The organism is Butyricimonas paravirosa (assembly GCF_032878955.1).
Classification (GTDB): domain Bacteria; phylum Bacteroidota; class Bacteroidia; order Bacteroidales; family Marinifilaceae; genus Butyricimonas; species Butyricimonas paravirosa.
In genome coordinates this window covers 2,511,870-2,533,003 of the sequence record NZ_CP043839.1, presented here as the reverse complement: position 1 = coordinate 2,533,003, position 21,134 = coordinate 2,511,870, and the positions used below count along the sequence as shown (strand labels likewise).

At 43.4% G+C, this 21,134-nt stretch carries 23 protein-coding genes; 15 read left to right on the top strand and 8 right to left on the bottom strand.

The features are described 5' to 3' along the window. Positions 1–117: 117 nt before the first annotated feature. The 8 genes from F1644_RS10620 to F1644_RS10585 form a co-directional block, all read right to left on the bottom strand. Positions 118–1,005 carry a hypothetical protein gene (locus F1644_RS10620; RefSeq protein WP_118303759.1) on the bottom strand — a complete coding sequence of 296 codons (888 nt, stop codon included), beginning with the start codon at positions 1,003–1,005 and terminating at the stop codon, positions 118–120. Between the two features lie 19 nt (positions 1,006–1,024). After that, positions 1,025–2,413, bottom strand: a complete 1,389-nt coding sequence (locus F1644_RS10615; protein ID WP_118303761.1) for a RagB/SusD family nutrient uptake outer membrane protein — start codon at positions 2,411–2,413, stop codon at positions 1,025–1,027. An 11-nt stretch (positions 2,414–2,424) separates the two neighbouring features. After that, complete coding sequence (locus tag F1644_RS10610; protein WP_158571843.1) at positions 2,425–6,012, bottom strand: SusC/RagA family TonB-linked outer membrane protein; 3,588 nt, start codon at positions 6,010–6,012, stop codon at positions 2,425–2,427. A gap of 170 nt (positions 6,013–6,182) precedes the next feature. After that, positions 6,183–7,358 (bottom strand): FecR family protein, encoded by a 1,176-nt coding sequence (locus F1644_RS10605; protein ID WP_118303765.1) that lies wholly within the window; start codon positions 7,356–7,358, stop codon positions 6,183–6,185. 275 nt (positions 7,359–7,633) lie between these two features. Then, positions 7,634–8,182, bottom strand: a complete 549-nt coding sequence (locus F1644_RS10600; RefSeq protein WP_118303767.1) for an RNA polymerase sigma factor — start codon at positions 8,180–8,182, stop codon at positions 7,634–7,636. A 280-nt stretch (positions 8,183–8,462) separates the two neighbouring features. Next, complete coding sequence (locus tag F1644_RS10595) at positions 8,463–10,094, bottom strand: dipeptidase (protein ID WP_118303769.1); 1,632 nt, start codon at positions 10,092–10,094, stop codon at positions 8,463–8,465. Between the two features lie 93 nt (positions 10,095–10,187). Then, positions 10,188–10,814 (bottom strand): hypothetical protein, encoded by a 627-nt coding sequence (locus tag F1644_RS10590; protein WP_118303771.1) that lies wholly within the window; start codon positions 10,812–10,814, stop codon positions 10,188–10,190. A 123-nt stretch (positions 10,815–10,937) separates the two neighbouring features. Next, the gene (locus F1644_RS10585; RefSeq protein WP_118303772.1) at positions 10,938–11,939 is read right to left on the bottom strand and encodes a DUF3089 domain-containing protein; all 1,002 of its coding nucleotides are present in this window, start codon (positions 11,937–11,939) and stop codon (positions 10,938–10,940) included. 429 nt (positions 11,940–12,368) lie between these two features. Between F1644_RS10585 and rpsL the strand changes: the two genes are divergently transcribed. From rpsL to rplN, 15 genes are all read left to right on the top strand, one after another. Beyond that, the gene (gene rpsL / locus F1644_RS10580) at positions 12,369–12,776 is read left to right on the top strand and encodes a 30S ribosomal protein S12 (RefSeq protein ID WP_087421393.1); all 408 of its coding nucleotides are present in this window, start codon (positions 12,369–12,371) and stop codon (positions 12,774–12,776) included. Between the two features lie 117 nt (positions 12,777–12,893). After that, positions 12,894–13,373: a 30S ribosomal protein S7 gene (rpsG, locus tag F1644_RS10575; RefSeq protein WP_027201677.1), complete on the top strand. Its 480-nt coding sequence runs from the start codon at positions 12,894–12,896 to the stop codon at positions 13,371–13,373. 17 nt (positions 13,374–13,390) lie between these two features. Further along, a complete protein-coding gene (gene fusA / locus F1644_RS10570) occupies positions 13,391–15,493 on the top strand; it encodes an elongation factor G (protein ID WP_087421394.1) in 2,103 nt (700 codons plus the stop codon). A gap of 77 nt (positions 15,494–15,570) precedes the next feature. Continuing rightward, a complete protein-coding gene (gene rpsJ, locus F1644_RS10565) occupies positions 15,571–15,876 on the top strand; it encodes a 30S ribosomal protein S10 (RefSeq protein WP_009137840.1) in 306 nt (101 codons plus the stop codon). 66 nt (positions 15,877–15,942) lie between these two features. Continuing rightward, positions 15,943–16,560, top strand: a complete 618-nt coding sequence (gene rplC, locus F1644_RS10560) for a 50S ribosomal protein L3 (protein WP_027201675.1) — start codon at positions 15,943–15,945, stop codon at positions 16,558–16,560. Then, on the top strand, positions 16,560–17,198 hold the full coding sequence (rplD, locus tag F1644_RS10555; RefSeq protein ID WP_118303774.1) for a 50S ribosomal protein L4: 639 nt from the start codon (positions 16,560–16,562) through the stop codon (positions 17,196–17,198). The genes rplC and rplD overlap by 1 nt, the downstream gene beginning before the upstream one ends. A 3-nt stretch (positions 17,199–17,201) precedes the next feature. Continuing rightward, positions 17,202–17,492, top strand: a complete 291-nt coding sequence (gene rplW / locus F1644_RS10550) for a 50S ribosomal protein L23 (RefSeq protein WP_087421396.1) — start codon at positions 17,202–17,204, stop codon at positions 17,490–17,492. 5 nt (positions 17,493–17,497) lie between these two features. Then, complete coding sequence (rplB, locus tag F1644_RS10545) at positions 17,498–18,322, top strand: 50S ribosomal protein L2 (RefSeq protein ID WP_087421397.1); 825 nt, start codon at positions 17,498–17,500, stop codon at positions 18,320–18,322. Positions 18,323–18,341: 19 nt separating this feature from the next. After that, positions 18,342–18,611 carry a 30S ribosomal protein S19 gene (gene rpsS / locus F1644_RS10540; RefSeq protein WP_027201671.1) on the top strand — a complete coding sequence of 90 codons (270 nt, stop codon included), beginning with the start codon at positions 18,342–18,344 and terminating at the stop codon, positions 18,609–18,611. 36 nt (positions 18,612–18,647) lie between these two features. Continuing rightward, positions 18,648–19,067: a 50S ribosomal protein L22 gene (gene rplV / locus F1644_RS10535; RefSeq protein WP_027201670.1), complete on the top strand. Its 420-nt coding sequence runs from the start codon at positions 18,648–18,650 to the stop codon at positions 19,065–19,067. Positions 19,068–19,072: 5 nt separating this feature from the next. Further along, positions 19,073–19,801: a 30S ribosomal protein S3 gene (gene rpsC, locus F1644_RS10530; RefSeq protein WP_027201669.1), complete on the top strand. Its 729-nt coding sequence runs from the start codon at positions 19,073–19,075 to the stop codon at positions 19,799–19,801. A 29-nt stretch (positions 19,802–19,830) separates the two neighbouring features. After that, complete coding sequence (gene rplP / locus F1644_RS10525) at positions 19,831–20,250, top strand: 50S ribosomal protein L16 (protein ID WP_027201668.1); 420 nt, start codon at positions 19,831–19,833, stop codon at positions 20,248–20,250. 44 nt (positions 20,251–20,294) lie between these two features. Continuing rightward, a complete protein-coding gene (gene rpmC / locus F1644_RS10520; RefSeq protein WP_118303776.1) occupies positions 20,295–20,489 on the top strand; it encodes a 50S ribosomal protein L29 in 195 nt (64 codons plus the stop codon). 7 nt (positions 20,490–20,496) lie between these two features. Then, positions 20,497–20,751 (top strand): 30S ribosomal protein S17, encoded by a 255-nt coding sequence (rpsQ, locus tag F1644_RS10515; protein ID WP_027201666.1) that lies wholly within the window; start codon positions 20,497–20,499, stop codon positions 20,749–20,751. 2 nt (positions 20,752–20,753) lie between these two features. After that, the gene (gene rplN, locus F1644_RS10510) at positions 20,754–21,119 is read left to right on the top strand and encodes a 50S ribosomal protein L14 (protein WP_118303778.1); all 366 of its coding nucleotides are present in this window, start codon (positions 20,754–20,756) and stop codon (positions 21,117–21,119) included. The last annotated feature ends 15 nt before the right edge of the window (positions 21,120–21,134 follow it).

Genomic DNA, 21,134 nt, shown 5'->3' with positions numbered 1-21,134 from the left:
TATAGAGGAGGTGGCAGCGTAGCTGACGGAGGAGTTTGTTGAATAAAATGACTTTTGCCACACTCGTAAACCGATTGGTAATCAGCCTCCCCCTTGTATCAAGGGGGAGGAGCTGTTTTATGAAGGCAGACAAAAAGAAAAGATGTCTATATCCAGTTGTTTTTGGATAGCATCTTGTAACAGTAAATATTTTTGTTCTACCAAGGGATATTCCTCCATGAGTTCGTCTAGTTCCTCTTTCGTGGAAGAGAACAAGAATTGAAAATATTGCTGCACGTCCATCTCTTGACTTGGGATAAATAGAAGACAATCTTCCGGGTCTTCGATTTCGGACATATAAGGATCGAACGTGATGAATCCACATTCTCTGGCCTCGATAATTCCCTCTTCTACCGTGTACGATTCAAATAGGCTGTAGTCCCCGTAATACTCCTTGCTTACCTCGTAGAAAGCTCCCGGTACGAACCATGCCTCACGCTTTAGTAAATATTCGGTCCAAAGACTTTGATTAATATCTCCCCGGTAATTGTTGCGGGTGGTTTCATCGAGCGTTGCCAGATCGTCATTGATGTTTGCGATAGCGATAAAGCCGGAGCTTGAATAGGCGTTGACTAAATCATAATCACCCAGTATCCACAACTCAATACGATTGGCCAATTGAATCGTGAACGGGAAATATTTCTTTTTGAAATTGTCGTCATATATATTCAAGAACTGCTCCTCGATAAATTGCAGTCCGGTTTTAAGGACTTCTTTTTCCTGTTCCGGGGCTTTTAGCGAGATCGGGTTTTGATTGTTAAAGTTATAAACGTAGTCACTGGAATCCGGGTTGGTTAGGATGACCACACCGTATTTCTGGTAAAAGTCATAAACGTAATGCTGCACGTAATCGTTGGGATCATCGGTTAACGTGTACTTTCCGGCTTGTAATTCCACCTTTGGATTGTTTTCATCATGACATCCTAGAAGGATAAAAAATAGGGGTATGATATATATACTTTTCATGGTTTTGTTTTTTATAAGTTTATTGCTGTTCGGGGCGTTCAATGTTCACGATAATCTTGTTTTGTTCTCTGATCTTTTTGGGGATGGGTAGCGTATAGGATTTACTTCCCGCGGGTAGAATGTACTCTTTCCGACTTCCCCCGTTCGTGAAAATGTGTCGTAGTTCCGGCATTCCTTGTCTTCTCAGGTCGAACCAGCGATGTTTCTCGAAACAAAGTTCTCTCCTGCGTTCTTCCCAGACTTTGTTCAGGGCATCCTCCCGGTTGGTAGCCGTGATTTCATAATCGTTCTTGATACGCTTTTCCCTGATCGTGTTAATATCCGTGATGGCCGATTCCCATTTGTCCAAGAAAACCAATGCCTCGGCCCGGTTCAGATAGGCTTCTGACAGACGATAGGTGTTCCCGTAGGACTGGGAATTCGTGCTACTGAATTTGTGAGGTTTCTTGTTCTTGTCCCAAAATGTGGTTTTGCGCAAGTCATCATTACTAAAAAGTGAAATGATCTTATCGGAGACAAGGTATGTTGCATACGTGGAAGAGTAATTATAGATAAAATCAAAACTGGCCATGCCGTAACAGAACATGATCTCAGGGTTATTTCTGTTGATAAAATAGGAGTAGGAAGTCAGGCCGGCCGTATGTAGGTCGTAGAGCTGGTATCTCTCGTTATTAATAACGCTGTCTGCATAATTCTTGGCTAACTGGTACTCTTTTTTGTAAAGATGCAGCCGGGAGGCAAACAGGTAAGCCACGTCCAGGCTCGGGTGAACCACATTCTTGGTCCATTCCGTGTTTTTAAAACGTGCGATCGACTCGTGCAAATCGGACTCTATTTTCGCGTACACTTTCGCTAGAGTCTCTCTGGAATAGATGTTATCCATGATCGTGATTTCCTCGTTGATCGGGATTCCGAGGGCTTTCTCGGCTTGCTCTGCGCTTTCGTAGGGTTCTCCGTACAAGTTTATTAACTCGAAATAAGCTTGGGCCCGCATGAAATAAGTCTCTGCCAGAAGTTGATTCTTTTCTTCATCCGTGCCGTGCATGGAAGGTGTTTTATCGATGATGATATTGCAGGTGAAAATGGCGTGATATAATTCGCTCCATGCCTCGTCATTCCTCGTCGCCAGATCTCGTCCCTCTTCGGGTTCCCGTTGCCACGTGTAGTAGCCCCACAGCTGGTTGCGGTATTCATACTGGTTCCCGTCTTGATCTGCGAAATCATCTGTCATGACGGATAAATATTCGGTGTAGTCTTTTTTGTTCTGGATAATCTCTCCGAGTAAAAGTTCCCGCAGTTGGGAGACTGTTTTAGGAACGACTTTGTCCTGTGATTTAGGTTCAAGGAAATCATTACATCCTTGTGTCAACAGAACCAGAATTGCGAGTATAAAATATATGTTTTTCATGACTTCAGGGATTAAAAGTTAAGTGATAGCCGCATGGAATAAGTTTGTTGTGGGGGAATGGAGCGTGCCCCGAGGCTGATTTGTTCCGGGTCCCGTCCCTTGAGGGCTTTATCCTTGATAACAAAAAGGTTGGACACGGAGAACCCGAGATTCAACGAATTCAGGAAGAGCCTTTTGCACCATTCTTCCGGGAACCTGTAATTCAAGGACAGGTTCGTGCAGCGCAAGAAACTACTGGACACGGTCCGTAAATCCGAATAATTGTACATGTCCCATAAAGATGCCGCAACAGGGTATTTCAGATCTTGCGGGTACACCTTCATGTAGGCATCGTTCCATTCCGAAATTCTTAAAGCATCGTCACTTAACCGGGGTATATTCGTCCGGTCTTCATCCCCGGGCTTTCGCCACCTGTTCACGTATTCGGTACTCATGTTTTGCTGGGGATAGGGCAGCGTTTGATTCGCCACGTAGAGATTGTTTAGTCGTACCTTATGTCCCAGGTTAAAGGCGAACGTGGAACTTAGAGAGAAACGTTTATACCGGAAGTCGGCAGAGAGACCACCGCTTAAATCCGGTTCCCGGCTTCCCATGGCAACGAAAGCCCGGGCGTATGCCTCGTCGTAGGAACTGATGATGAAATCCCCTTTTTTGTGACCATTCCCGTCTTCCAAGTATTGTTCGTTGTAGTTCTTGAATGTCGGATAACCATTAGCGTCCAATTTGTCAAATTGATAGGAGTAGAACGTGTTTACCGGTTTGCCGTTGGTGATCACGCTTCCATTGACGTAATTTGTATAGGTGGTATGTTGTTCCTTGTCGGCGTTGGTAACCTTGTTGTACACTTTGGATGTATTAAAGGATAGACTTATCCCGTAGTCTTTGCGATTTAAAGGTTTAAGCCCGACGGATAATTCCCAACCTTTATTCCGGAGAGAACCTCGGTTGATGGCCACCCGGGATGCCCCGTTCGTGGAGGTGATTTCCTTGGTCACGATCATGTTCTTTCCCGTCTTTTTATATCCTTCTAGGGTAACGTCAAGTAAGCCTTTCAAGACAACCAGATTGATTCCCAAGTTGTAGGATTGTGTCTTTTCCCATTTTAAATGGTCATTGGGAACCTTGTATAGCGTGGACGAATACTCTTCTGAGATATTATCCATGCCTCCCATGGTCAGGATCATATCGGGGACTTGCTCCTCGTTGACATTCCCCTGTATACCGAAAGAGCCTCGCACGGCCAGAACGTCCAGCCATTTCACGTTTTGAAGGAATAGTTCCTCGTGGGCGTTCCATCTTCCGGAGATGGACCATATCGGTAGGAATCGGGTGGAAATGTCTTTCCCGAATTGATTTGAACCGTCAGCCCGGATATTGAAATTGAAACTGTACCTGTTGTCGAACGTGTAGGTGAAGGCCCCGTAAAAGGAGACTTTGTTGTCTTTGGTGTCCGTGATAGCCGGGTAGTTTTCGGCCACGGTGTTCCTGTACTTGCTGTAATTTTCCAGAACGATCTTGGCGAATTTATGTCCCCGTTCCCGGAGATACCCGTAATTTGTTTCCGTTTTACCGTCCATTTTCCTAGAGTTGATTTCTATTCCGGCGATGGCGTTAACTTCATGTTTTTGGAACGTTTGGAAATAGCTGAGGGAACTTGTTAACTGGTAGGACTGTCCCCGGTAATCCTTTTCATTCAAGATCCCACCCATGGGAAGTTCCGTGTCCGTGTAATAATTGGAAGCTAATTTCGCATCGGGTTCCTTGACGCCGTACGCGAGCAACCGTTTGGATTGTGCGAATGTGGATTGTTCATCCACCCATTCCTGTTCATTTGTGTGAGTAGTGGTCAGGTTGAACTGGGTGTGCCAGTTGAACATGGAGAACAGTTTCCAGTCCAGGTGGAAATTCATGGACGTGTTGCTGGTCGTACTCTCGTAACCGGAATGATCCAGTTCGTGAAATATGTTGAACTTAATATCCGGCGAGTAATAATCTTTTGCCGTGTTTTTCAACCCTTCTTTCGTGGTGTAAAAATAGTCACTTCCGTCCTCGTTGTAGGCGGGGATGGCCCGGGAGGTTTCGTATGCGTACTGGTATAAATCGACAGAACTATGCGTGCGCTTGCTTTTTACTCGGGCAGAAGAAATGTCTGCCCCTATTTTTAGATTGGGGTATAAATTGACATCCACTTTTGCCAAGGCGTTGTAGCGAGTGTATTTTTCCGGCTTTGCCACGCCTTTTTGATCATTGTACCCGGCTGATATGTAATAATTCACCCGATCACTTCCCCCGGAAACGGATAAGTTATAACTTTGCGTGAACGAGGTGTGGAACAGTAGATCGTACCAATCCGTGTTCATTTCCTTTAGTTTTTTCACTTGTTGATTGAATTCCTGGTAGGTGATGCGACGCTCCCACAGGTCCCTCAACGCTCCTTCGTAACCGATTTCAGACGGGTCATATTTGTTGAAATGTAATGCTTTCTCCTGCATTTCTTCCGAGACCTCGATGCGGTCTTTCGAATTCATTTGTTTCATGATGGAATAGTTTGGGCGGGCAACGACGGAAAGGTTCGTCGAGAAGTTCACCCTTGGCGGGCCGGATTGGCCTCTTTTGGTGGTGATCACGATTACCCCGTTGGCGGCACGTACCCCGTAAAGAGCCGTGGCAGAGGCATCTTTTAAAATGTCAATCCGGTCAATGTCTTCCGGGTTTAGGAAGGAAATCGCGTTCCCGATCAGGTTCACGTTGTCCATGCTGTTGATCTCTTCCGGGGTAAGTGGTATCGGGTCGGAAAGGATCACGCCGTCAACCACCCACACGGGTTCCCGGCTTCCCGAGATTGAGGAGGAGCCTCGAATCCTAATTTTTGGCGCTACTCCCGGTGTGCCCGACTGATTAATGGCCTGCAATCCCGGAATCTTCCCCTGCAACATTTGGTCGATGGACGTGTTGATCGGGTCCAGCACATCTGAACCTTTCACGCTCACCACGGCAGATGTCAGTTTACGTTTTTCGATCACTTGGTAACCTGTAACAACCACTTCTTCCAGCTCTTTTTTACTTGATTTGAGCGTGATCGTGACCGTTTTTTGTCCGGTATAGGGTAACGTGACGGATTCCATCCCGATAAAAGAGAAAACGAGGGTGTCCTTTTCTTGTAATTTAATCGAGAATTCTCCTTTCGTGTTCGTGGTTACTCCATTGCTTGACCCCTTCACGAGGACGGTTACTCCCGGCAGGGGGTGTTTGTTCTCGTCGAAAACCAGTCCGGTTAAGATATTTTTCTCGGGTTCTGCCATTTTGGGGGTAATCACGATGATGTCATTCTGGAAAGTGTACGAGAATCCCGTGGGACGCAGTATTTCTTCCATGACTTCCTGAACACTTTTATTTCTGACGGAAATGGTGATTTCCCCGATTTGTTCACCTTGATTGGTGTTGAAAATGAAACAATAACCTGTTTGTTTTTGAATCTCGGCGAAAAATTCCTTGCTTGTAGCGTTCTTGAAGTCCAGCGTGACTTTTTTCTGCTGCGAGTAGCCGGAGGCTGACAATCCGAGGTTAAAAACCAGAAGAATGAATGTGCAAATCTTCATAATTAGAATAATTTTACTTTTAGGACGCCCATGTACATGAGGTCGAAATTCAAAAGTTTTCATAAATTTGTGGTTTAATTTATTTAGTATTAGAATAAATGAGATGTCCAGTCTGATTTATTCGTTGTTCTGTAAGGGCGGATGATGGTGGAACATCTCCGTCCTTTGTTTTACCTGTTCGTGTACTCGTTTTTGTTTATAATAATTGTTCTTTCTTTTATATGAAATGTAGCGCTAACGGTAGATTCGATGGCATTTAAGATCACATCGATGTTGTCATATCGTTTCAGGTAACCCGTGAAACGGACCTCCTTCACGGATTCATTTTGATAAAATAGCTCCACGTCATACCACAGGGCAAGTTTGTCCAGAATGGTTTCCAAACGTTCGTTGTCAAATAGGAATATGCCTTCTGTCCAAGCCGTGTACGGAGTGGTATCGACCTCCCGGACGATGATATTCCCGTCAGTTTTTTGCACGATGGCTTGCTGGCTGGGTTTCAAGATATACTCTTGCGATGAATTTTGCACCCGGATTCCGACAGAGCCTTTAACTAGCGTGGTTTGTATTTGATTCTCAAGTAATGTGTTTATATTGAACGTGGTCCCGTACACTTTTACTTGGACGTCTTCAGCGATAACGAGAAAAGGTTTGTTCGTGTCTTTGCTTACTTCGAAATAAGCTTCTCCGGAGAGGAATATCTCCCGTTTGTCGGGAGCGAAATTCTTCGGGAATCTTAATTTGGAATTCGAATTCAGATGCACGAATGTTCCGTCCGGTAAGGTGATTTTGAATTCCCCGCCACGGGGGGTTATCAGTTCATGATATTGTTTTTCCTTTTCAGTCGTGGAGTCTGATACATAGATAAGTTTGTCGCCTTGTAAAACTAAATCGATTCCTTCCGGTAGTGCGGGTAGGGCATGATCCGGCGATAAGTCAATCGTTTCCCCTTGTGACAGAATCAAAATTGCTTTGTTGTTTCCATGGGTGATAGGTGATTGCGAAATTTCACGGGTTGCCGGCTCTTGATTCATGAGTAAATAAACAAGTCCCACGAGTACGGGGACGAGAAAAATAGCCGCGTATCGGCTTAAACGATAAATAGACTTTACTTTATGAGGTTGAGTATTCTTTTTGAATTTTGAAAATGCTCTTTCGGAATCGATGTGTTTTCGGGTTTCAAACTTTTGAAGCCTCTTTTCGGGGGAAATGACCTGTTGAAAGAAAGAGCGATTCTTTTCGTCTTCTTCCAGCCAAGCGGTTAACTCGTCTTGTTGTGTCTCGGAAAGTTTGTTTTCCATGTGCAACACGATGAGCTCTATAATTTTGCGGTGCTTGTTATTCATGAGTATTCATTTTGTATAACAAACAGCATGGGTAGTAAAAAGTACGATGCCAAAAATGAAAAAAGTGCTTTTCCCCTATTCTTCTTTACTCTTTCTTTATTCTCTCTCTATATTCTCACTACTTTCTTTACTGCTCTTCTACTGGTCTTCTACTGCTCATCTACTGTTATTATAGTATTAGAACTATTTATTTCAACTTAAATGGCTCTTTTTATACTAGAGAAGGTGTGGAGATATACTAGTGAAATGATAAGGAATCCCCGGTATATGTATTTTTACATGAATAATAAAAAGAAAAATAGCGGGTTCAGTCTTTCTTTTAAACGTTGAAATGCCTTCTGTTTTTGGCTTTTAACCGTTGAGAGGGAAATGCCGAGTTGTGAGGCAATTTCATTTTCTTTTTTCCCGGCCAAGTGTAATTTGAATATTTCCTTACAGCGTTCCGGCAATTGGTCGATGACGTTGAAGAAAATACGGTAGATCTCTTCTTCCATGACTTGGAAAACTTCCGATTCGTCTGATATTGATTCTCCTTGCTGGTAATTGATGTAATTTAATTCTGCTTTTTGATGTTTCAGATGGTTGATCGAACGATTCCGGATGAATAAATAGATAAACGAATGAAATGCGGAGATAGAATCAAAATACGTGTCTTTTTCCCACAATAGAGTCATTAAATCCTGTACAATGTCTTCGGCAACTTCCTGTCTGACATAGTGCATGGCGTACATGACCAAAGATGCATAGTAATCTTTGAAGAGCATTTGGAAAGCTTCCTCTTTTTTTCGGTTTAGCGCTTTGATGAACTGCTCGTTCGTGTGCATGGTGATGTAACGTTTAATTCTCTTCGCGTTAAAAATAGGAAATTAAAAAGGAAATAACAAACTGAGGAAAGAGATGAAGGGGTTGTCCCAAAAGTCATTTTTCAAACTCCCTCCCGGCTTCGCCGTACTCCCTCTATAAACAGAGGGAGAGCTGAAATACTCCCAGTCTACGGGAAGAGTCACCAGCTCCTCCTCTGTTTATAGAGGAGGTGGCACGAAGTGACGGAGGAGTTTTTTTAATAAAATAGACTTTTGGAACACCCCCTTCTCGTTATAACTTTTATCTCATTCTATTGTTCGTGTACTTCGTGATCAGCGTGTTCCGAAGTTGTACGTAGGTTTGCATGATCGTGTCGGCACATTCCTGCGTGTATTTATTGAGTAATTCTGTCGCTTTCTTGGGATTTTTCTTTTGCAAGGCGATAAACTCTTTCTCGATCTCTGCGTTGCGTTCGAAGAAGGATTGTTCCATGGGAGCCCGTGCGGCTTCCAAATCCTTTTTCCCATCCTGCCAGTTCAGGTAGAGTAAGTTATCGACAAAATCAATGGCCCAGCGAGCGGAATTGTCGGAGTATTCTTTGGGGTTATACGTGGAATAGACTTCCGGGATGCGGGTTACGCCAGTGAAGATGGGCAGGTAAGGTGACGTGTAGGCGTTATCTTGGAAAACCCAGTATATTCCACCAATTTCCCGGGGAAGATCCGAGCGGAGCTGGGCGACCATACCGTATTCCCCGTCAACCCGTGCTACTAGGCGTCTGCGGGTAGTCTTCATTAATTTTTGCGTTTCACTGGATGGGAAAGGGGTGGCCAGTTTACTTTTCACCATGTTCCCGTTCTTGTCCGGGTAATACCAAACGGCGTCATTCTCTTTGTCATAGATGGTCCCCGAGAACGTGGAACGTTGAAAGTCCATGAAGTCTTTCACGGAAACTTTTTGCTCCGGTTTAAAGGAGAACGGGTACACGCTAAGCGGTTCCACGTATTGGATATACTGGTTTAAGTTATCAAACGGGTTATTGGTACGTCTGGACGGGATCGGGTCGAGGGAGGGAGCGAACGTGTTGACGAATAACCAAAACCGGTTTGTGGCCCATTCTCTGGGAGTCGGGGCATAAACATCCTGCCAAACGAAAGGTTTGCCGCTTGCCGGGGAATACCAGCCGTTTTCAATGGCTACCTGCTGGTAGTTGGAAGAGGCACGGAATTGTTCCGGTTTTGAAAGATCTATTTCTTTAATGATGCTCCAGTTGGGAATCATGGCGATTTCATCGTCCGGCACCCGTTGAGCGGCCCAGATCACTCCCGGCTTACCACTTTCCGGATCCCAATCTTTACCCACACTGAAAAGTTCAAGTACCCATACTCCTTCCGGGTCCGCGATCGTGAGACATTCTGATTCCGGTCCGCAAGAGGGAAGGAACCCGTATTTTTCCATGAGCGAGGTGATGAGGGTAAGGGCCTCTTCTGCCGTTTTGCAACGTTGCAAGGCAAAAATCATGGCTTGCTCCACGGTCATGATCTGTTTCCCTTCTCCTTTGTTTACTTGTAATTCGGGGCGTTGGCTTGTGGTGCTTTCCCCGATACATAGCTGATACTCGTTGATGTGGGAGTAAGCGGATTGGAAATACGTGTAGGTTTGCTCAACTTGCGGGATGTAGCCTAAGATTTCCCCGTTGTCATCTAAGGGGAGGTCAACTCGCTGTATGCCGTAATACACGGGAGCCATGCTTCCTTTGGGGAATTTCTGGCCCGCCACGACCCGGATGCGACAATCCGCACCGGCATCCGTGTGTGAATTTAAAACACTACCGTCGACCGTGGCTTTTTTACCGGCCACGATGATCGTGCAGGCTTTTCCTGTCTGTAAAAAGAGGAAGGCTGCTGCTAGAAGTAAAAAAAAGGTTTTCATGTGCAATATGATTTTTTGTTTTGTGATTTATCAGAGTGCAATGTTGCAATATTTATTTTAACAAAAAAATTAAAAGCACGAAATAATACAAATTTAGAGGTAGAGTACTTCACCTTTCTCGGCTGCTTCTTTTATGGCATCGATAATTGTAAATAATTTATTACACATCATTTTTGGGGTGAGGATATTCCCTCGCATATCTTCATAAATTTGTTCTTTCTTGCTGATATAGCTATAAAAATAGAGATGTTCGAATTGGAAAATTTTAAAGTCAGCATTTTTAATATCGGGAATTTTGTCTTTTACATTCTGAATGTTTTTTCCGAAGTCTTGCATTAGGATATTAGGTATCCAATGGGAATTTTGTTTTTGGACAATTAACAGGTATGATGTGTCGGCTTTTTCTCGTACTAAAAGCATGGCAAGAGTGTCCGGTTGATACAAGGATAAGAGAAGGTTTTCGGGAGTAGGATCTTCGTAAAATTTGTCTATGTCTAAATGATAAAAAGGCATAAATTCTACATTGTCATTTTTTAGGGTGGCAATTTTTGTAAGTATTATGCTGGAGGATTTGGTTTTGCCATTGAGAGAGTCCGCAAAAGAAACTAATGATTCAATGATACCTTTTTGTTCTTCCGTTAATTTTTTTTGAGGTGATGGATCAATTCCAGCATAACAAATGAAATTGATGACGAGTAAAAATTGGATAAATGAATTCATGATTTGTATGTCATTTTAGTTGGTTCGGATTGTATAATATCCGGTAAAAACCAGTCAAATAGATACAAATATACAAAGAATATACGAGATCCCGGTAGGGGGATGGATAAGGAAAATTAGATTTTATTCCTCGGAGCTTTGCATCTGGGGCGAGCGTGAATTTGATTGAAAAGAACGTTCATGGAATGCACGTATGCGCTGTAAAACATTTTTTCTCAAATTCTGATTGTAAAGATTAAATTCTTCCACGTGTAGATTTCCTTTAGGTAAAAGTACTTCCACGCTGGGAATATAATATTTATCTTCATCAATTCCTGTTACCACGATTGTATGGATGGAAGGGTCGATAGATGCGGTAAAACCTTGATAAGAAACTCCGGGGCTAGCATCCGTTTTCCAGTTCAGGGGATTAATACACACGATGTTATTTTTGAACAATGGAGAAATTGCTTCCGGTTTTGTCACGCTATTGAATCCGATGATCACCCCCACGTCCGTGGAGTCTTTAGCCATTCGTAGATAAGGATAACTGTCTAGTTCCTCTTGCGTGATTGTATACCCGATGGCGTAAGATGCGACCAAGTGCTGGTAGATCTCCGGTGTTATCTCGTGCTTCAATAATTCGATCACGGCTTTTGCACCTTGGCTGTGGCCGGCAAGAATGAAAGGACGTCCTTGATTGTAATTGTTCCAATAGTAACGAAAGGCGGCTACCACGTCTTTGTAAGCCAATTGAAAACGTTTTTCGATAAGAGCCGTGTCCAAAGACAACCAGCTGTCCATCGAAATCTGACGGTAATAGGGAGAGAAAAAATTACAACTGTCTGACAAGATATTTTTGGCCAATCGAATAGACGGGTCTACCATTTGACGCTGTTTCGTGTTGAATATGTCCATGTTATGTTGTATTTGCCCGAGGCTGTCGGTATAATCCCAAATGCAAGTAGGTACCACGTAAAAAATATCGACCTTCTTGTTCATGCCCTCTTGATTGGCCTCGAACCAACACTTGCTATCCGAGTAATCCACCTCGTCATTCGTGGAATCCGAAGAAATTTTCCCGCAGGAGATAACTAAAAGCAAGGAGCAAAAAGCAAAAATATATTTCAAAACAGCCTTCCCCATAATTTTATTTTTGATGTAAAATTTAAGGCAAAAATAGGTATTTTCTTCATATGTTTGATTGTGGAATAAACGTTTTATCCTGCCGTGGATTTACTCTTAATTTGTAAGTGAATTGTTTCTGGGGGAATAGGGGGAAACCCAATGAATAGCTAATGTATATTCGATGTATACGGGAATTAAAGACGTATCAATTTCGAATCAAAGACGAATCAAAGACGTTCACGAGTGTCTTTGATTCGTCTTTGATTCGAAAAAGCAGGGTAGGAGAAATAGTTCTTTCATAGAATTTCATCGGTTTATTGTCGGCTAACATTCTCACAGTCTTATGCTTTTTTCGAAAAAAAAGATAGAAATGTTTGGTGGTGATGCATAAAGTTACTACCTTTGCGAGCCAAATTGAATAAAAGTAACTAATTTAAAAGTACTTGTATGCCAACTATTCAACAGTTAGTAAGAAAAGGAAGAACAAAAATCCAGGACAAGAGCAAGGCTCCGGCTTTGGATGCTTGCCCGCAAAGACGCGGGGTTTGTGTTCGTGTGTACACGACAACCCCGAAGAAACCGAACTCAGCGATGAGAAAGGTTGCCAGAGTTAGATTAACCAACGGAAAAGAGGTGAATGCCTACATTCCGGGAGAAGGACACAACTTGCAAGAGCACTCTATCGTGTTGATTAGAGGCGGTCGTGTGAAAGACCTTCCGGGAGTTCGTTATCACTTGGTTCGCGGTACATTGGATGCTGCTGGTGTAAACGGTCGTTTACAAAGTCGTTCCAAGTATGGTGCTAAGAGACCGAAAAAAGGTGCTGCTGCAGCTCCGGCAAAAGGTAAGAAGTAAAAAAAATTAATTGACAGGAGTTGTTTATGGGTTGTTCCCGAAAAGTTGAGTAAATGGTCGTGAGACCGTTGAAGACCGGTAAGGGCAGCGAACGAACAAATTCGTAAACTAGAAGAGATGAGAAAGAGTAAACCAAAAAAAAGAATCCTGTTACCGGACCCGAAGTTCAACGACGTGTTGGTTACCCGGTTCGTTAATGATTTAATGGTAGACGGAAAGAAGTCTATCGCGTTTAGAATTTTCTATGATGCAATTGACATCGTAGACGAGAAAATGGCCAAGAAGGAAGAGAAACCCGCATTGGACATCTGGAAGCAAGCTTTGGAGAATATCACTCCGCAAGTAGAGGTAAAGAGTCGTCGTGTAGGTGGTGCAACATTCCAAGTACCGATGGAAATCAACCCGATGAGAAAAAGAGCTATCTCCGTGAAAAATATGATATTGTTCTCTCGCAAAAGAAGCGGAAGAAACATGGCAGAAAAACTAGCTGCTGAAATCATGGCTGCATACAAGGAAGAAGGAGCGGCTTTCAAGAAGAAAGAGGATATTCATCGTATGGCTGAAGCCAACAGAGCTTTTGCACATTTCAGATTTTAATTGAAGGGATAAGATAAATGGCAAAGAGAGATTTACATTTAACAAGAAACATCGGTATCATGGCTCACATTGATGCCGGTAAAACGACAACAACTGAGCGTATCCTGTATTTCACCGGAGTGAATCACAAAATCGGTGAAACGCATGACGGTACGGCTACCATGGACTGGATGGTACAAGAGCAGGAGAGAGGTATTACCATTACTTCTGCCGCTACTACCTGTTTCTGGAATTATCAAGGTCAACAATATAAAGTAAATATTATTGACACTCCGGGACACGTTGACTTTACCGTTGAGGTGGAGCGTTCGTTGCGTGTGTTGGACGGTGCTGTTGCATTGTTCTGTGCCGTGGGTGGAGTTGAGGCGCAATCGGAAACGGTTTGGCGTCAAGCGAATAAATATGGTGTTCCGAGAATTGCTTTCGTGAATAAAATGGACCGTTCAGGTGCTGACTTCTTCAAAGCAGTACGTGAGATCCGCGAAAAATTACACGCGAATCCTATTCCATTACAGTTACCGATCGGTGCTGAGGATGGATTTCAGGGAGTTATCGATTTGATCGAGATGAAAGCTTACGTGTGGGAGAATGGTGAATTGGAAGCTACGATCAAGGAAATTCCGGAGAATTTGTTGGCAGAAGCTCAGGAATGGAGAGAAAAATTAGTTGAGGCCGCTGCCGTTCAGGATGAGGCTTTGATGGAGCGTTTCTTCGAAGATCCTGAATCAATCACTGTTGAAGAATTGAAAGCAGTGGTTCGTAAGGCCGTTATCGCTATGGACTTCTGTCCGGTGATGTGCGGTTCTTCATTCAAGAACAAAGGTGTTCAGAACCTGTTGGATGCTGTTATCGCTTACTTGCCGCACCCGCTGGATATTCCGGCTGCTGCTGGTAAAAGACCGCGTACGGAAGAGGCTGTGACTTTCGAGATTGATCCGGAAGCCCCGCTTTCTGCATTGGCATTCAAGATCGCTACTGACCCGTTCGTGGGACGTTTGTGCTACACTCGTATTTACTCTGGTAAGATCGAGGCCGGTTCATACGTGTACAACCCGCGTACCGAGAAAAAAGAACGTATTTCTCGTTTGTTCCAAATGCACTCTAACAAACAACAGCCGAAAGACGTGATCGAGGCTGGTGATATTTGTGCTTGCGTTGGATTTAAAGATATTCGTACCGGAGATACTCTGTGTACCGAGGAAAACCAGATCGTGTTGGAGAGTATGACTTTCCCCGAGCCGGTGATCGGTATCGCTGTTGAGCCGCTTACACAGAAAGATACTGATAAGTTAGGTATGGCTTTGGCTAAATTGGCTGAAGAAGACCCGACTTTCCGCGTAAAAACGGATGAAGATTCAGGTCAGACTGTCATTAGCGGTATGGGTGAGCTTCACTTGGATATTATCCTTGACCGTCTGAGACGTGAATTCAAGGTTGAATGTAACCAAGGTGCTCCTCAAGTGGCTTACAAAGAGGCTATTAACGGAACCGTTGAACACCGTCACGTGTTCAAGAAACAAACCGGAGGTCGTGGTAAATTCGCTGACATCATCTTTAGAATGGAGCCGGCTGAAGAAGGCAAAGAAGGTTTGACTTTCGTGAACGAGGTGAAAGGTGGTAATATTCCGAAGGAGTTTATCCCTTCTGTAGAGAAAGGATTCAAAGATGCGATGGCTAATGGTGTTTTGGCCGGTTATGAACTTGTTAGCTTGAAGATTACTTTGCTCGACGGTTCATTCCACCCGGTTGACTCTGATGCGTTGTCTTTCGAAATGGCCGCTAAGATCGGTTACAAGGAGGCAGCTCAAAAGGCTAAACCCGTATTGTTGGAGCCGATCATGAAACTTGAGGTGGTAACCCCGGAAGAGTACATGGGAGATATTATCGGTGACTTGAACCGTCGTCGCGGACAGGTTGAAGGAATGGAATCAAGAGCCGGGGCTCGCGTGATCGAGGCTAAAGTGCCGCTAGCAGAGCAATTCGGTTACGTGACCGTTTTGAGAACTTTGTCTTCCGGTCGTGCAAGTTCATCCATGGAATTCTCTCACTACGCTGAAGTTCCGAAGGGAATTGCCAAAGAAGTGGTAGAGAAAAATAACGGTAGAGTAGAACTATTATAAGAATTTTAGATTGCTGATTTACGATTCGAGAGTGATCGAGAATCGTAAATCTTAAATCATAAATCATAATTAAAAACATGAGCCAAAAAATCAGAATTAAGTTGAAATCTTACGATCACAACTTGGTTGACAAGTCTGCAGAGAAGATTGTAAAGACAGTGAAGGCTACCGGAGCAGTGGTTAGTGGTCCGATTCCACTTCCTACTCACAAGGGAATTTTTACTGTAAACCGCTCTACGTTCGTGAACAAAAAGAGCCGCGAGCAATTCTTGGTATGCACGTTCAAAAGATTAATCGACATCTACAGTTCAACTGCAGGTACGATTGACGCCTTGATGAAACTTGAATTACCGAGTGGTGTTGAAGTAGAGATTAAAGTTTGATAACGGCGAAAACCTATGTCGTTATTAAGAGATTGAAAACCTATTTTTAAAAAGAGAAAAAAAGAGATGCCAGGTTTAATTGGAAAAAAAGTCGGAATGACTTCCGTATTCAGTGCCGAGGGAAAAAGTATTCCATGCACTGTGATTGAGGCCGGTCCATGTGTTGTAACCCAAGTAAAGACTATTGAGAAAGATGGTTACACAGCAATTCAGTTGGGTTTTGATGACAAAAAAGAGAAAAACACAACCAAACCGCTAAGTGGACACTTTAAAAAGGCAGGCACAACTCCGAAAAGAAAACTCGTGGAATTTTCAGGGTATGATGTCGAGTACAAGTTAGGTGATGTAATTGACGTGAACTTGTTCGAAGGAACAGAGTACGTTGATGTAGTCGGGACTAGTAAAGGAAAAGGTTTCCAAGGTGTTGTGAAACGCCATGGATTTGCCGGAGTAGGAGAGGCTACTCACGGTCAGCACAACCGTCAAAGAAAACCGGGATCTATCGGTGCTTGTTCTACACCGTCACGCGTGTTCAAAGGAATGCGTATGGGTGGACAAACAGGTGGTGACAGAATAACGGTTCAGAACTTGGAAGTGCTGAAAGTGATACCTGAAAATAATTTGTTATTGGTGAAGGGTTCTATCCCCGGAGCTAAAGGTTCATACGTAATTATCGAGAAGTAATGGAGTTAAGTGTATTAAACATTGCCGGACAAGAGACAGGCAGGAAGGTAGAGTTAAACGACGCTATCTTCGGGATTCAGCCTAACGAGCACGCTATTTATCTTGATGTAAAGCAGTTTTTAGCGAACAACCGCCAAGGGACCCACAAGTCAAAACAAAGAAATGAAATTTCCGGTAGTACCCGCAAGCTGAAAAAGCAAAAAGGTACCGGTGGCGCCCGTGCAGGTGGTATCAAGAACCCTCTGTTTAGAGGAGGGGGTAGAGTGTTTGGACCCGTACCAAGAGATTATAGCTTCAAATTGAACAAGAAGCTGAAAAGATTGGCCCGTAAATCAGCATTATCTGTAAAAGCCGCTTCTAACGCGGTAACTATTGTTGAGGATCTCAACTTTGAGGCACCGAAAACAAAACAGATGATTCAGCTGTTTAACAACCTGAAATTAGATAACCGTAACATCCTGTTGGTTACCAATGACATGAACGAGAACGTTTTATTGTCAGCTCGTAACTTGCAATACGTGGATGTGATGAGAGTTAGCGATCTTGCAACTTACAATATCATGAGAGCTAAGAGTCTCGTGTTCGTTGAAAGTTCAGTGCAGGGCCTAAATGAAATGTTCAATCTTAATGAAGAGTAAGACATGCAAGTAATTGTGAAGCCCATTTTGTCAGAGAAAATGACTGCATTGACTGACAAGCAGAACAGAGTAGCATTCGTTGTTAGCAAAGCAGCGAATAAATTTGAGATTAAGAGAGCAGTTGAAACGATGTATAGCGTGACCGTGAAATCTGTGAACACGATGGTGTACCAAGGAGATGCTAAATCTCGTTACACGAAAGCAGGTGTTATTTCCGGAAGAACCGCTTCCTTCAAGAAAGCAATTGTGACCTTAGCAGAAGGTGATAGTATTGATTTTTTTAGCAATATTTAATTAAGATGGCTGTAAGAAAATTAAACCCTGTAACTCCTGGTCAGAGACATAAGGTAGCGATTACCTTTGATCAGTTGACTACAGATAGACCTGAGAAATCATTGTTAGGACCAAAGAGTAAAACTGGTGGACGTAACAACACCGGTAAAATGACAATGAGATATATAGGTGGTGGTCATAAACAAAGATACAGAATAATAGATTTCAAACGCGACAAGGATAATGTTCCGGCTCGTGTTGCAACGATCGAGTACGATCCCAATCGTACGGCGAGAATTGCTCTATTAGTGTATGCAGATGGAGAAAAACGTTACATCGTGGCACCGAACGGTTTGGAAGTTGGTCAAACCGTGATGAGTGGTGCAGGTGTTGCTCCGGAAGTTGGAAATGCATTGTTCTTATCTGAAATCCCATTAGGTACAATCATTCATAACATCGAGTTAAGACCGCAACAAGGAGCCGTGATGGCTCGTAGCGCCGGTTCTTACGCTCAGTTAGTAGCAAGAGAAGGGAAATACGCTTCAATCAAGTTACCTTCTGGTGAAGTCCGTATGGTGCTGTTAACCTGTCGTGCAACTGTTGGTACGGTGTCAAACTCCGACCACGCGCTGGAACGTTCAGGTAAAGCAGGTCGTACTCGCTGGTTAGGCCGCAGACCTCGCGTGAGAGGTGTCGTAATGAACCCGGTTGATCACCCGATGGGTGGTGGTGAAGGCCGTGCTTCAGGAGGACATCCTCGTTCAAGAAAAGGCTTGTTGGCTAAGGGTTACAAGACTAGAGCTCCTAAGAAACACTCTAGCAAGTATATCATAGAAAGAAGGAAAAAATAACTGATTAATTATTGATGTTATGAGTCGTTCGTTAAAAAAAGGCCCTTTTATTGATTTCAAGTTAGAGAGAAAAGTATTGGTAATGAATGAGTCCAATAAGAAATCGGTTGTTAAAACCTGGGCTCGTCGTTCCATGATCTCTCCGGACTTCGTAGGGCACACTATCGCTGTACACAACGGTAATAAATTTATCCCGGTATTCGTGACTGAAAATATGGTAGGTCATAAATTGGGGGAATTCGCGCCGACACGTACATTTAGAGGCCATGCTGATAAAAAGAAAAAATAATGCATGGTAAAGTTGAACTAAAGAAGATGTATTAAAATGGGTGCAAGAAAAAGATTAAGAGCAAATCAGAATAAAGAAGCCAAAAAAGAGAAGGCTTTTGCAATTCTTCGCGATTGTCCTACATCTCCTCAAAAAATGAGATTGGTGGCAGACTTGATCCGCGGAGTAGATGTACAAAAAGCTTTGGATATGCTTAAATTTTGTCCTAAAGAAGCTGCTCGTAGAGTTGAAAAGTTGTTGCTTTCAGCAATTGCTAACTGGGAACAAAAGAACGAGGGTAAACGTGTTGACGAAGCCTCCTTGTTCGTGCAGGAAATTTTCGTTGACGGTGCAGGTATGTTGAAAAGACTTAGACCGGCCCCGCAAGGAAGAGCTCACCGGATTCGTAAACGTTCAAATCACGTGACGATCGTGTTGGGAAGCAAGACAGCTGTTGAAAACATTACAAAAGAATAGTTAGCATGGGACAGAAAGTTAATCCAATAAGCAATAGATTAGGAATCATCAGAGGATGGGATTCTAACTGGTTTGGCGGTAAGAACTATGGCGATAAATTGGTGGAAGATTACAAGATCAGAAAGTATCTGAACGCCCGTCTCGCTAAAGCAGGAATCGCTAAGATTGTTATCGAGAGAACCCTGAAGCTAATCACGATCACGATCAACACCGCTCGTCCGGGTATTATCATCGGTAAAGGCGGACAAGAAGTTGATAAGTTGAAAGAGGAGCTGAAGAAGATCACCGATAAGGAAGTTCAAATTAATATCTTCGAGATCAAACGTCCTGAATTGGATGCCGTGATCGTGGGTAATAATATAGCTCGTCAGCTGGAAGGTCGTGTGGCTTACCGTAGAGCAATCAAGATGGCTATCGCTTCTACCATGAGAATGGGTGCAGAAGGTATCAAGATCTTGATTTCCGGTCGTTTGAACGGTGCTGAAATGGCAAGAGCCGAGATCTACAAAGAAGGTAGAATTCCATTGCACACGTTCCGTGCTGATATTGATTACGCTCAGGCCGAGGCATTGACGACCTATGGTCAGTTGGGTATTAAAGTTTGGATTTGCAAGGGAGAAGTTTACGGAAAACGTGAGCTGGTTCCGAATGCATTGGTTGGTGCTCAAAAAGAGAACAACAACCGTCCGAACAATGCCGGCAAAAAAGGCGGTTTCAAAAAGAGAAAAAAATAGTCTTTTAACTTTTAAATAGATCAAGAGCTATGTTACAGCCAAAAAGGACTAAATACAGAAGATCGCAGAAAGGGAGAATGAGAGGGAATGCCCAAAGAGGACATGAACTTGCATTTGGATCTTTCGGGATCAAGGCGTTGGAGAACATGTGGATCGAACAACGCCAGATTGAGGCAGCCCGTGTTGCAGTAACCCGTTACATGCAAAGACAGGGTCAGATATGGATTCGTATATTTCCAGATAAACCTATTACTAAGAAACCCGCTGAGGTTCGTATGGGTAAGGGTAAGGGATCTCCAGAAGGATTCGTTGCTCCTGTTACTCCGGGTCGTATTCTTTTCGAAGCAGATGGAGTTCCGTATGCAATCGCTAAGGAGGCATTGCGCCTGGCAGCACAAAAGCTACCCATCGCTACTAAGTTCGTGGTTAGACGTGATTACACTGAGTAGTCGTGAGACTATTTTGAATTTCGAAACGAAAAATTGTAAGAGAAATGAAAACATCAGAGATTAAAGATTTAACCACTGAAGAGATAAGAGAAAAGATCGAGACAGAAAAAGCTGCCTTGAACAAGATGAAGATGAACCATGCTGTTTCTCCACTTGAGAACCCGATGTTAATCCGGACGACAAGAAGAAACATCGCTAGATTGATGACGGAGTTACGCAAACGTGAATTAAATAAGTAGTAGAAAAATGGAAAGAAATCTTAGAAAAGAGCGTACCGGTCTTGTGGTAAGCAACAAGATGGACAAATCTATCACGGTTGCCGTTCATTTTAAGGAGAAACACCCGATTTACGGGAAGTTCGTCAACAAGACCAAGAAGTTCACTGCTCACGATGAGAAAAATGAATGTAACATCGGGGATACAGTGAGAATTATGGAGACCCGTCCTTTGAGTAAAACCAAGAGATGGAGATTAGTTGAAATCATTGAAAGAGCTAAGTAATCATGATACAACAAGAAAGTAGATTGACCGTAGCCGACAACAGCGGCGCTAGAGAAGTGCTTTGTATCCGTGTTCTTGGTGGTACCAGGAAAAGATATGCACGCGTAGGCGATAAAATCGTTGTTGCCGTGAAGAACGCCATCCCGAACGGTGAAGTAAAAAAAGGTTCAGTTAGTAAGGCTGTGGTAGTTCGTGTAAGTAAAGAATACAGACGTCCGGACGGATCTTATATCCGCTTTGATGACAATGCTTGCGTGTTATTGAACAACGCGGGTGAAATGAGAGGAACTCGTATCTTCGGACCTGTTGCCAGAGAAGTTCGTGAGGGTTATACCAAGATTGTGTCATTAGCCCCCGAAGTACTTTAAGATTTTAGATTTATG